Raw genomic sequence first — 13,199 nt, 5'->3', positions numbered from 1 at the left:
ATCTAATCGAGGTGGAACAATGATGTCTGCAAAGCTATGGGCACCCGCCCTTACCGCTTGCGCATTAGCAACAAGTATTGCACTTGTTGGTTGTAGCAAAGATCCTAAGGATGCGCAGCAAGCTGCAGCAGCCCAAAAAATGCCACCGGCTGAAGTCGGTGTCATTGTTGCTCAACCACAAAGCGTCGAGCAATCGGTAGAACTTTCTGGCCGCATGACGGCATTTGAAATTTCTGAAGTCCGTCCACAAACCAGTGGCGTCATTCTTAAACGTCTGTTCACTGAAGGCAGTTATGTGCGTCAAGGACAGGCGCTGTATGAAATTGACTCGCGAACCAACCGTGAAACTGTTGCCAGTGCACGTGCTGCGCTCAACCGTCAGCAGGCCAACTTAAGCCTATTACGCGTGAAAGAAGGACGTTACCGTCAACTTGTCGGCACCAATGCCATTTCAAAACAAGAATATGATGATATTGCTGCACAAGTAAAACTGGCTGAAGCGGATGTCGCGGCAACCCAGGCTGAACTTAAAAATGCAGAAATCAACCTCGGTTACTCTACTGTTCGTTCACCTATTTCAGGTCAGACCAACCGTTCAAGCGTCACTGTAGGTGCTCTGGTTACAGCAAGCCAGGCAGAACCTTTGGTGACGGTGCAACGCCTGGACCCAATCTATGTCGACATTAACCAGTCGAGTGCCGAGCTGCTGCGTTTACGCCAACAGTTGAGTCAAGGTGATTTGGGCAGCAGCAACAATACGAAAGTGAAGCTTAAGCTTGAAGATGGTAGCTATTACCCGGTTGAAGGCCGTCTTGCATTCTCCGATGCCAGCGTGAATCCGGAAACTGGTACCGTGACTTTGCGTGCTGTGTTCCAGAACCCGAACCATTTATTGCTTCCTGGCATGTACGCAACTGCCCAAATCGTGCAAGGTGTGATTCCGAATGCCATGCTGATTCCTCAGGCAGCGATTACCCGTACCCCAACAGGTCAGGCGATTGCCATGATCGTGAATGCCAAAGGTGTGGTTGAAACACGTCCGGTAGAAACGGCTGGCGTGCAAGGCAAAGACTGGATTGTGACTAAAGGCTTGCAAACGGGTGAAAAAGTGATTGTGGATGGTATTGCCAAGGTGAAAGAAGGTGCAACTGTGGTTGCCAAACCTTACCAGCCTCAAGCTGCTATGCCTCAGGGTGCAGGCCAGCCTGCAGCAGATGCAAATAAAGCAGGCCAACCTGCCGCTCAAGCCCAACCTAAAACTGAACAAAAAGCTACTTCAAATGCATAAGGGGTAGACTGAATGGCTCACTTTTTTATTCATCGCCCGATTTTTGCCTGGGTGATTGCATTGGTGATTATGCTGGCGGGTATTTTGACCCTCAGCAAAATGCCGATTGCACAATATCCGACCATTGCACCGCCAACGGTAACCGTTGCTGCAACCTATCCGGGTGCATCTGCTGAAACTGTAGAAAATACAGTGACCCAGATTATTGAACAGCAAATGAATGGCCTGGACGGCTTACGCTATATTTCTTCAAATAGTGCCGGTAACGGTCAGGCTTCCATTGCCTTGAACTTTGAACAAGGGGTCGATCCCGATATCGCTCAGGTTCAGGTACAAAACAAATTACAGTCCGCAACAGCTCTTTTGCCTGAAGATGTACAGCGTCAGGGCCTCAAGGTGACCAAATCGGGTGCCAGCTTCCTGCAAGTTTTGGCATTCTATTCACCGAATGGTTCAATGACTGACGCCGACATTAAGGACTACGTCAACTCCAATATTTCTGAACCGCTGAGCCGTGTGGCTGGTGTGGGTGAAGTACAGGTGTTTGGTGGTTCTTATGCCATGCGTATCTGGCTGGACCCTGCGAAACTCAGCAGTTATCAGCTGACCCCAAGTGATGTGGTGGCTGCCCTGCGTACTCAAAACGCTCAGGTTGCCGTAGGTCAATTGGGTGGTGCGCCTGCTGTTCAAGGTCAGGTACTGAATGCCACTGTAAATGCGCAAAGCTTATTACAGACACCTGAACAGTTCCGTGCCATTTTCCTGAAAAATGCCGGTTCGGGTGCAAAAGTCACCATTGGCGATGTGGCTAAAGTTGAATTGGGTTCTGACAACTATCAGTTCACCTCTAAATTCAACGGCAAACCTGCTGGCGGTGTCGCAATTAAACTGGCGACCGGTGCAAACGCGCTCGACACGGCAACAGCCGTTGAAGAACGCCTGCAACAACTGCGCAAAAACTATCCAGCCGATCTGAAAGACCAGTTGGCATTTGATACAACACCATTCATCAAACTCTCAATTGAAAGTGTGGTTCACACCTTGATTGAAGCGGTCGTGCTGGTATTCCTGGTGATGTTCCTGTTCTTGCAGAACTGGCGTGCCACCCTGATTCCAACCATGGCTGTGCCTGTGGTGGTGTTGGGTACTTTTGCCATCATCAACCTGTTTGGCTTCTCGATTAACACGCTCACCATGTTTGCCATGGTACTGGCCATTGGTCTGCTGGTGGATGATGCGATTGTCGTGGTCGAGAACGTGGAACGTGTCATGCAGGAAGAACACCTCGATCCGGTTAGCGCGACTGAAAAGTCGATGCAACAGATTTCGGGTGCCCTGGTCGGTATTACCACCGTATTGACTGCAGTATTCGTACCCATGGCATTCTTTAGCGGGACGACTGGAGTCATTTATCGCCAGTTCTCGATCACGCTTGTCACCGCGATGATTTTATCGCTGGCGATTGCCCTGACCTTTACCCCTGCCCTTTGTGCAACCTTGCTCAAACAGCATGATAAAGACAAACCGGAAAGCAATGGTGTGTTCGCGCGCTTCTTCCGCTGGTTTAACCATAGCTTTGACCGCTTGTCAGGCGGTTACCAGAAGTGGGTTGGCAAACTGCTGATTCATAAAGTGATTGCCGGCGTTATTTATGCTGTGGTGATTGCGGGTCTATTGTTCATGTTCAAGAACCTGCCTAGCTCATTCCTGCCGAATGAAGACCAGGGTGTGGTGATGACACTGGTTCAATTGCCACCGAACGCCACACTGGACCGTACCGAGAAAGTTATTGATCAAATGACTGGCTTCTTTATGGAAGGTGAAAAAGCCAATGTCGATTCTGTATTCAGCGTTGCGGGCTTCTCTTTCACAGGTGTCGGTCAGAATGCCGGTCTAGCCTTCATTAAGTTAAAAGACTGGAGCGAACGGACCTCCCCTGAATCTCAAATCGGCGCCATCATCCAGCGTGGTATGGCCCTGAACGTGATTGCCAAAGATGCCTCTTACGTGATGCCGTTGCAGCTTCCTGCAATGCCGGAACTGGGTGTTTCTGCGGGCTTTAACTTGCAGTTGAAAGATGCTGCCGGTAATGGTCACGAAAAACTGATTACTGCCCGTAACATGATTCTGGGTATGGCGGCGCAAGACAAGCGTCTGGCCGGTGTACGTCCAAATGGCCAGGAAGATACGCCGCAATACAAGGTTTATGTCGATAACGAAAAAGCCAGCGCCATGGGCGTCAGCATTTCTGAAATCAACAGCACCATGAGTATTGCCTGGGGCGGTTCATACATTAATGACTTTATTGACCGCGGTCGCGTGAAAAAAGTCTATGTTCAGGCCGTACCTGATGCGCGTATGATGCCGGAAGACTTGAACAAATGGTATGTACGTAACAATCTGGGACAAATGGTGCCGTTCTCTGCCTTTGCCACAGGTGAATGGACCTATGGTTCGCCACGTCTTGAACGTTATAACGGTATTTCATCGGTCAACATTCAGGGTACCCCTGCACCGGGCGTCAGCTCTGGTGATGCAATGCTCGCCATGGAAGAAATCATTGCCAAACTGCCACAAATGGGCATGAGCGGTTTTGACTATGAATGGACAGGTTTATCTTTGGAAGAACGTGAAGCGGGTTCGCAAACTGCGGGTCTATACGGACTTTCGATGTTAATCGTGTTCCTGTGCCTGGCTGCCTTGTATGAAAGCTGGTCTATTCCATTCTCGGTACTGCTGGTGATTCCTTTGGGTATTGTGGGTGCAATTGGCTTAACGTTCCTCGGCATGATTGTGCTGAAAGATCCAAACTTGTCGAATAACATTTACTTCCAGGTTGCAATTATTGCGGTCATTGGTTTGGCCGCGAAGAATGCGATCCTGATTGTCGAATTCGCCAAGGAGCTGCAGGAAGATAAAGGCGAACCTTTACTTGAAGCCACACTTCATGCAGCGAAAATGCGTTTACGTCCAATAATTATGACCACCCTTGCCTTCGGTTTTGGTGTACTTCCGCTTGCCATTGCTTCAGGCGCAGGCGCAGGTAGCCAACACTCGGTCGGTTATGGTGTACTGGGTGGTGTAATCAGTTCAACCTTATTGGGTATCTTCTTTATTCCTGTGTTCTATGTCTGGATTCGAAGTATCTTTAAATACAAACCTAAAAACCGAAATAATCAGGAGCAAGCATCGTGATGCAAAAGGTATGGTCTATTACAGGTCGTAGCATTGCGGTATCTGCACTTGCGCTTGCTTTGACTGCATGTCAAAGCATGCGTGGCCCAGAGCCCGTAGCTCAAGCAAATATTCCAGAACAGGGTTATTTAACCGCAAGTTCCGGACCTTCAATTGCTGAACAAGGTTATAAAGACTTTTTTGCCGATCCACGCTTGCTTCAAGTGCTGGATCTGGCATTGGCCAATAACCGTGATTTGCGTACTTCGACCTTGAACATTCAGCGTGCGCAGCAACAGTATCAGATTACCCAGAACAACCAGCTTCCAACCATTGGTGCCAGCGGCAGTGTACTTCGTCAAGACACGCTCAACAGCAATGCCATGACCAGCTACAATGTCGGTCTGGGTGTGACGGCCTATGAGCTGGACTTTTGGGGCCGTGTACGCAGCCTAAAAGATAATGCTCTAGATACGTATTTAGCGACTGCAAGTGCGCGTGATGCGACTCAAATTGCATTAATTGGCCAGGTTGCTCAAGCCTGGTTGAATTATTCGTTTGCCAATGCAAATTTAAAACTTGCCGAGCAAACGCTGAAAGCCCAGCTTGAGTCTTATAACCTCAACAAGAAACGTTTCGATGTCGGTATCGACAGTGAAGTTCCTGTTCGTCAGGCACAGATTTCTGTCGAAACGGCCCGTAACGATGTTGCCAATTACAAGACCCAGATTGCCCAGGCTCAGAACCTGCTGAACCTGCTTGTCGGTCAGCCAGTTCCTGTGAATCTGCTGCCTGCGCAACGTATCACACGTATTACTAGCAGCAGTGCTTTAACTGCAGGCTTACCAAGTGACCTGTTAAATAACCGTCCCGACATTCGTGCTGCGGAATATAAACTGTCTGCGGCGGGTGCCAATATCGGTGCAGCTAAAGCACGCCTGTTCCCGACCATCAGTTTGACCGGCAACGCAGGCTATGCATCGACCAGCTTGAGCGACCTGTTTAAATCGGGTGGATTTGTCTGGTCGATTGGTCCAAGTATCGACCTGCCAATCTTCGATTGGGGTACACGTAAAGCCAACATCAAGATTTCAGAAACAGACCAGCAAATTGCCTTGTCTGATTATGAAAAATCCATTCAGTCCGCTTTCCGCGAAGTGAATGATGCCCTGGCCGTACGTCAAAATATTGGTGACCGTCTGGCAGCGCAGCGCCGTCTGGTGGATGCAACCAATACCACTTACCGACTGTCGAATGCCCGCTTTCGTGCAGGTATTGACAGTTACCTGACGGTACTGGATGCACAACGTGCCTCATATGCAGCTGAACAGGGTTTATTGTTGCTTGAACAGGCCAACATGAACAATCAGGTTGAACTGTATAAAACCCTTGGTGGTGGTTTGAAAGCCAATACCGGTGATGCGGTTCAACAGGCACCGTCTAGTGCTGAACGCAAAGCGGCAAACAGCGCTCAATAAATCTGGATTCATAAAAAAGCCTGCGCCATGCAGGCTTTTTTATTGCTTTTTTAAACATGATTTCCTATCTTCAATAAATCTTCTTTCATTCGAATATCAAAACATGCTGCTGAGTAATTTAGAAACCGTTCCAGGCCATACCATTAGCCGACAAATTGATGTGGTCTATGGCAGCACTGTGCGCAGTAAACATGTGGGTCGTGACCTGCTTGCAGGCTTAAAAAACATTGTCGGTGGTGAACTGACTGCTTATACCGAGCTGCTGGAAGAGTCGCGTCAGGAAGCCATGAACCGCATGATTGAGAAAGCAAAAGCTATGGGTGCCAATGCCGTGGTGGGCATCCGTTTTTCAACCTCCAATATTGCCCAAGGTGCTTCGGAACTTTTTGTATATGGCACCGCAGTTGTGGTGGAACCAAATCTTCCCAAACTTCCCGACCCATTTCAGGCGCAGGTTTAAGTGATGGATGGCTTGATTCTCCAGATCGTTGTTTTTGCCATTTTATTTGCAATAGGTTTTGGTTTCGGCAGATACAATGAACGCAAGCACCTAGATTCACTGGCGGCAAATGAACAGCGCCTGGCTTATATCACCCTGGATAACAGCCGCTTTAAAACATCTTCCCATCCAGGACAAATGATCAGTAGCAATGTGGTCATCTCGCATGATTACTTTAAATATGTCATTGCCAATATCCAGAACTTTTTTGGTGGGCGGCTGACCAGTTATGAAAGCATAGTTGAACGTGCCCGCCGTGAAGCGATTGTCCGCTTAAAGCTGGAAGCGGAAAAAATAGGCGCAACCCGGATTATGGGCTTACGCCTCAGTACCACAGAGCTGGGCATGCAAGGCGGAATGGTAGAAGTGTTTGCGTATGGGACGGCAGTTCAGGGTTAGGTAATTTAAATAAGGTTTAAATCCCCCTTTTGCAAAGGAGGACTTTAAAGTCCTACTGTCCCATAATTTAAATTTTATTTCCGCACCAAATCAATAGGATTGATATTTTATATTTAAGCATATGATATTTATTTATATTTAATTTTTTCACAGCCTTATCTTTTCTTTAAAAGTTTAAGTAACTTTGTGTAGGCTGAACCCTACTTTTGAAAGACCAAAAGTAGGCAAAAGTCTTTTATTCCCCATACACGACATCCTGTCGTGATGGGGAATGTGTGGCATCCTTGCCACACTCACAAATCTAACACCTGCAATTCAACTATGGGACAGCAGTGACTTTAAAGCTTCCTTTAAAAACGAAGGAGCTTCAATTATTTCACTTTAGCTTTGCGGATCATTTTATACAGCGTGCTTGGCGATAAGCGCGACATCCAGACACCGAGTTTTTCTTTGGTCCCCCCGACCACAATGTATTCTTCACCGTTCAGCAAGGCATTCACCACCGTTTTGGCAAACACTTCTGGCTCTAAACCATTTTCAATCGCTTCATCCTGATGTCCTTGCGGTTTACCGGCACCATCTAAGGCATTGAAAGACACATTGGTTTTGACAAAACCCGGGAAAATCACCGAAACATCGACCCCGTCCTGTGCCACTTCGGCCCGCAAACTGTTGGCCCACATATGAATGGCCGCTTTTGCTGCTGAATACGAAGCACGGTACTGAGTGCCCAGCAAGCCTGCCACACTGGAAACAAAGGCAATACGACCGGACTTTTGTTTTAGGAATGTCGGCAAAACCGTTTTAGTCAGAAACACCTGCGAGAAATAATCCACTTCCATAATGGCGCGTTCAGTTTGCATGGTGGTGTCGGCAATTAAGGCACGCTGGCTTAAACCGGCATTGTTGATTAGCCAGTCAATCCGCCCTTTCTGGTTCAGCACCTGTTCATAGGCATGGCGAACCTGATTTTCATTGCTAATATCGGCACTGACACAAATATGCTGGTCAGGATTGGTCAAGCTTAAACGGACTTTTTCCAGTTCATCTACACGGCGTGCGGTCAGTACCACCTGCGCCCCCTGTAAAGCACACTCTTGAGCAAGTGCCTTGCCTAAACCTGAAGATGCACCGGTAATCCATACCACTTTATTGCTTAAACTGCCCTGCTGCGCCATGTTATCGTTCCTGTTTTGAATTAGGTTTCAGAATGGTTTGATCTGTCATTTTTAGGCTCCTGGTTCAAAAACATCAGAAAATGATCAAGGTAGCGATGCGTTTCTTGCGCATCGTAATAAGCACCCAGTTTTTCCAGACGTTTATAGCCCATTTGCGTGGTCAAACTAATGACCCCGTTTAAGGTTTTATCAACCACCAAATTGAATTTTAACATTTTTTTAGGTTCACGCACCAAATAGGTCACACCTTGATCGACCATTTCGGTAAACGCTTTCAAGGCAGGCGAAACATATTGGCTATTGCCACTCTTGACTTGTTCCACACAACCTAACAGTTCCACCACCAGCACATGGTCAACCCGATAGGAAATATAGTGCTGATCATTTTTTTCATGTGCCATTTCAATCAAATAATTGACCATTGGAATAAGGCGGTCATTGCCAAAAAATGACACGGACCACGGCATATACTTACGTACCGTATCTAAAATCTGCTGCACCACCTTGTCTGACTCCCTGTCACCCGAAGTAGATAAACGCGAAATTTCGCCAAAAACCTGATCAACAATTTCGCAGGAAATATCTGCCAGCACTTCACCCAGCGGTTTCGCCAGGCTTTCGGTTTTACCTTCATTCAGCTGCTGGTGAATCTGTCGGAATCTGTGGTGGGTGTCTGCTTTTAATTTTAAAGAAATCAAGTAACTCATGCTCATTATCTCCTTTTAGAATTGTTCTGCGATCATCTGCGCTGTTTTTATCATACTCTCATCATAGAACCGAATTGTGTATGTGCCAAATGCTTATTTTTTGCATTTTCTTTAGCTGCCTCATCTGTGTTTTTTTTTGCTACAATAGATGCAATTTTTTATTCACTTTTGATCTGTTCGAACTATGACTGATTCAGCGCAAAATATTGCTACAACCTACGATCCGACCGAGATCGAGAAAAAATGGTACCAAACGTGGGAAGAGCGTGGTTACTTTAAGCCGTCTGAAAAAGGCGAGTCTTTCTGTATCATGATTCCGCCGCCAAACGTCACTGGTAGCTTGCACATGGGTCATGGTTTTAACAATGCCATCATGGATGCCTTGACGCGTTACAACCGTATGTCTGGCAAAAATACGCTTTGGCAACCGGGTACGGACCACGCCGGTATTGCAACGCAAATGGTGGTAGAGCGTCAGCTGGGTGCAGAAGGTATTAGCCGTCATGACCTGGGTCGTGAAAAGTTCATCGAAAAAGTCTGGGAATGGAAAGAACAGTCTGGCGGTAACATTACCCGTCAAATCCGTCGTTTGGGTTCTTCTGTAGACTGGTCACGTGAACGCTTCACCATGGATGAAGGTCTATCTAACGCAGTAAAAGAAGTGTTCGTGAAACTGCATGAAGAAGGCCTCATCTACCGTGGCAAACGCCTGGTGAACTGGGACCCTAAACTGCAAACGGCGCTTTCTGACCTGGAAGTTGAGTCTGATAAAGAAGAACAAGGTTCACTGTGGCACTTCAAATATTTCTTTGAAGATAAATCACTTCGCACGCACGATGGTAAAGATTACATCGTGGTTGCAACGACTCGTCCTGAAACATTGCTTGGCGATACAGCGGTTGCTGTTGCGCTGGATGATGAACGCTACGCTCACTTGGTAGGTCAAAACATCATCTTGCCAATTACCGGTCGTGCGGTTCCTATCGTTAAAGATGAATATGTCGACAAAGAATTCGGTACAGGCTGTGTAAAAATCACCCCTGCGCATGACTTCAATGACTATGAAGTGGGTAAACGTTGTGAATTGCCTATCATCAACATCTTCAACAAAAATGCTGAAGTTCTTGCTGAGTTTGAATACATCGCAAAAGCGGGCGAGCAAATTTCTAAAACCATTCCTGCACCTGCGGACTATGTTGGTTTAGAGCGTTTCGAAGCACGTAAAAAGTTAGTAGCTCAAGCGGAAGCTGAAGGTTGGTTAGACCAAATTCAACCATATACCTTGAAACCACCTCGTGGTGACCGTTCAGGTGTAATCGTTGAGCCATTATTGACTGACCAATGGTATGTGAAGATTGCGCCACTTGCGAAACCTGCCATTGAAGCGGTTCAAGACGGTCGTATCAAGTTTGTTCCTGAGCAGTACAGCAACATGTACATGGCGTGGATGAACAACATTCAAGACTGGTGTATCTCGCGTCAATTGTGGTGGGGTCACCGTATCCCTGCTTGGTACGATGCTGAAGGCAATGTTTTCGTTGGTCGTGACGAAGCGGAAGTTCGTGCGAAAAACAACATTCCTGCCGATGTTCAGTTAAGCCAAGACGAAGACGTACTGGATACCTGGTTCTCTTCAGGTCTTTGGACATTCTCAACTTTAGGTTGGACAGGTGATGCCAAGAAAGATGCTGAAAACTACTTCTTAAATACCTTCCACCCGACTGATGTCTTGGTGACAGGTTTTGACATCATCTTCTTCTGGGTTGCCCGTATGATCATGATGACCATGCACTTCATGAAGAATGAAGATGGCACACCACAAGTACCGTTTAAAACTGTGTATGTACACGGTTTGGTGCGTGATGGCGAAGGTCAGAAAATGTCTAAATCTAAGGGTAACGTGCTTGACCCATTAGACTTGATTGACGGTGTGGATTTAGAAACTTTAGTACAAAAGCGTACAACAGGTTTGATGAACCCGAAACAGGCCGCGAAGATTGAAAAATCGACCCGTAAAGAATTCCCTGAAGGTATTCAATCTTACGGTACAGATGCAGTTCGTTTCACGTTCTGTGCGCTTGCCAACACAGGTCGTGACATTAAGTTCGATATGAAGCGTGTTGAAGGTTACCGTAACTTTGCTAACAAAATCTGGAACGCAACTCGTTTCGTGATGATGAACTGCGAAGAGCAAGTGATTGGTCAAGAAGTTCGTCAAGACCTTTGGGAATTGCCTGAACAGTGGATTGTCAGCCGTCTACAAAAAGCAGAACAAGCAGTACAAACAGCATTTGCGACTTACCGTTTAGACTTGGCTGCACAAGCGATTTACGAGTTCATTTGGAATGAATACTGTGACTGGTATGTAGAGTTAACTAAGCCTGTACTGAATGATGAAAACGTATCGGTTGAGCGTAAAGCTGAAGTTCGTCGTGTTCTTCTTTCTGTAATGGAAGCATCTTTACGTTTGGCTCATCCGTTGATGCCGTACCTAACAGAAGAAATTTGGCAAACGCTTGCGCCGAAACTGAACATTTCTGGCGAAACCATTATGTTGGCGCAGTACCCTGTTGCTGACCAAGCGCTTATCAATGACCAAGCTGAAGCAGATATGCAATGGCTTCAAGGTTTGATTGGTGCGGTACGTAACATCCGTGGTGAGATGGGTCTAGGTAATGCTCGCTTGTTGCCTGTTCTTCTACAAAATACCACTGATGCTGAAAAAGCACAGATCACGCGTATTGAAGCATTGTTTAAAGCATTGGCAAAAGTTGAGAGCATTACTTTCCTTGCTGATGGTGAACAACCGCCATTGTCTTCATCTTCTGTAGTGGGTCATGTATCTGTATTCGTTCCAATGAAGGGTTTAATTGACCCGAAAGCGGAATTGGGTCGTTTGCAAAAAGACTTAGACAAGGTTCAAAAACAGCATGACCAAATTGCCACTAAACTTGGCAATGAAGGTTTTGTAGCGAAAGCACCTGCGGCTGTAGTTGAAGGCGAGAAAGTTAAACTTGCTGAATTTGCTGATCAGTTAGCGAAGATTAAAGCGAATATGGAGCAAATTGCAGCGCTTTAATGTGTTGTTAATTTAATCTAATTTGTAGTATAAAGGGCTGATTATTCAGCCCTTTATTTATTATTTTGGTAATAAATCAGGGAATAAACCACATATCACAGCCATCACATAGCTTCCCAAAGCACCAAGCAATATAGTAACTATTATCTTTATAATTACAGCAGAGATATTTTTCTTTCTATTATTAATTAGATTACTATCACCCTTATTAATATTAATGAATGATAAAAAAGGGTAAAAATCTAAAAAATTCTCAACTAAATCACCAACACCCTTAGCAATTTTAATAATAATAAATGAGATACCTAAACACTGTGCTGATAATACAAAAATATCTCGAATATTAGCGTCAATTTCAATTAAGTTACTTATATTATTTGACAAGTAATTAACAATAAATAGAACACAAAAAGTAGCAAATATACTTGGCAGAGTTGAAGAGTTATTTTGCAAAAATCTAATAAGTTTATTAACACCATTACTATTATGTGGACAACCATTCACCCAATCATCAATACCATCTAAGATCACTTTTGCTTTTAAATAATCTTCGTATTTAATATGGATTTCGACTACAGGCATAACTCTGATTAGTAATGCCTTCATAGCGGATGGCAGTTGATCTGAGTTTAACTCCTCATATGCCGATAATTTATTAAGTAATTCAATTGTTACTTCATAATTTTGAATTTCTTTAGTTTCTGAATATTCTATTGCATATTTATAAATTAATACTACTTTATGAGTAGGGCTACTTGTACCAGTCGCATATTCATTAAATTGCTTAAATGAATCAAATACAATGCGTGTTTTATCCATATGAATAACAGCAACTGAACAATTTATCCCCAATAAATGTTCTCTTTTCAAAAGTTGCAAAATCATGGAATTTAGATGTTGTATTTCTTCATAATTAATTTCTAAGTTTTTATTATATGATTTACCTAAAGAAGTTTTTGGGGCGGTAAATTGTAGAAAAATATCTTGTACTGCCTCAGCTGTGACTCTGTGTCCTCTTTTAGTTACGATACCAGTAGCCGAACTTTCACCTTCAGTACGAATTAATTCCATCTTCCCCCCCTTATTTGATATTAGTTAAATCTAAATTTTCATAAATTTTTAGAAATACTATTTTATTTATCAACAATTTACAATAAAAATTAAATCATTAACTCTATTTCTAAAAAAACTTAAAGATAGATAATTTCTCTTTTTTATCATCCCTCACCCCGACCCTCTCCCATAGGGCATAGGTATCTACACATCTTTAGGTACCTAATGCAATGTGAATAGCCACCAAAATTCTAGACACACCTAACCATCTTTTGATGGGCCTTTTCATAATCTAATGGAGAACGCTGACCATTGGAACCATGTCTGCGTTTTGAATTGTAGAA

The 13,199-nt window shown here is 44.9% G+C and carries 9 protein-coding genes; 6 read left to right on the top strand and 3 right to left on the bottom strand.

What is annotated here, in order from left to right:
* Positions 1-19: 19 nt before the first annotated feature.
* The 5 genes from ACPUEY_RS08335 to ACPUEY_RS08315 all read left to right on the top strand — a co-directional run bounded on the left by ACPUEY_RS08335 (position 20) and on the right by ACPUEY_RS08315 (position 6,838).
* The gene (locus ACPUEY_RS08335; protein WP_261182010.1) at positions 20-1,288 is read left to right on the top strand and encodes an efflux RND transporter periplasmic adaptor subunit; all 1,269 of its coding nucleotides are present in this window, start codon (positions 20-22) and stop codon (positions 1,286-1,288) included.
* 12 nt (positions 1,289-1,300) lie between these two features.
* A complete protein-coding gene (locus tag ACPUEY_RS08330; protein WP_425121781.1) occupies positions 1,301-4,483 on the top strand; it encodes an efflux RND transporter permease subunit in 3,183 nt (1,060 codons plus the stop codon).
* A complete protein-coding gene (adeK, locus tag ACPUEY_RS08325) occupies positions 4,483-5,940 on the top strand; it encodes a multidrug efflux RND transporter AdeIJK outer membrane channel subunit AdeK (protein WP_092819754.1) in 1,458 nt (485 codons plus the stop codon). Before ACPUEY_RS08330 ends, adeK begins: the two co-directional genes overlap by 1 nt.
* Positions 5,941-6,043: 103 nt before the next feature.
* Positions 6,044-6,400, top strand: coding sequence for a YbjQ family protein (locus ACPUEY_RS08320; RefSeq protein WP_092819859.1), 357 nt, complete (start codon positions 6,044-6,046; stop codon positions 6,398-6,400).
* A 3-nt stretch (positions 6,401-6,403) separates the two neighbouring features.
* Positions 6,404-6,838 (top strand): YbjQ family protein, encoded by a 435-nt coding sequence (locus tag ACPUEY_RS08315; RefSeq protein WP_425121780.1) that lies wholly within the window; start codon positions 6,404-6,406, stop codon positions 6,836-6,838.
* Between the two features lie 371 nt (positions 6,839-7,209).
* Here the strand turns inward: ACPUEY_RS08315 and ACPUEY_RS08310 are convergent, their stop codons facing one another.
* Positions 7,210-8,016: an SDR family oxidoreductase gene (locus ACPUEY_RS08310; protein ID WP_425121779.1), complete on the bottom strand. Its 807-nt coding sequence runs from the start codon at positions 8,014-8,016 to the stop codon at positions 7,210-7,212.
* A 20-nt stretch (positions 8,017-8,036) separates the two neighbouring features.
* Positions 8,037-8,723 carry a hypothetical protein gene (locus ACPUEY_RS08305; protein ID WP_092819757.1) on the bottom strand — a complete coding sequence of 229 codons (687 nt, stop codon included), beginning with the start codon at positions 8,721-8,723 and terminating at the stop codon, positions 8,037-8,039.
* 184 nt (positions 8,724-8,907) lie between these two features.
* On the opposite strand from ACPUEY_RS08305, the gene ACPUEY_RS08300 reads away from it, so the two are divergent.
* A complete protein-coding gene (locus tag ACPUEY_RS08300; protein WP_425121778.1) occupies positions 8,908-11,802 on the top strand; it encodes a valine--tRNA ligase in 2,895 nt (964 codons plus the stop codon).
* A 60-nt stretch (positions 11,803-11,862) separates the two neighbouring features.
* On the opposite strand, the gene ACPUEY_RS08295 is transcribed toward ACPUEY_RS08300, so the two are convergent.
* Positions 11,863-12,873 (bottom strand): hypothetical protein, encoded by a 1,011-nt coding sequence (locus ACPUEY_RS08295; protein ID WP_425121777.1) that lies wholly within the window; start codon positions 12,871-12,873, stop codon positions 11,863-11,865.
* Between the last annotated feature and the right edge of the window lie 326 nt (positions 12,874-13,199).

This window comes from Acinetobacter sp. G11, assembly GCF_049808495.1.
In the GTDB taxonomy this organism is placed as follows: domain Bacteria; phylum Pseudomonadota; class Gammaproteobacteria; order Pseudomonadales; family Moraxellaceae; genus Acinetobacter; species Acinetobacter kookii.
This window is presented reverse-complemented; position numbering and strand designations above follow the sequence as displayed.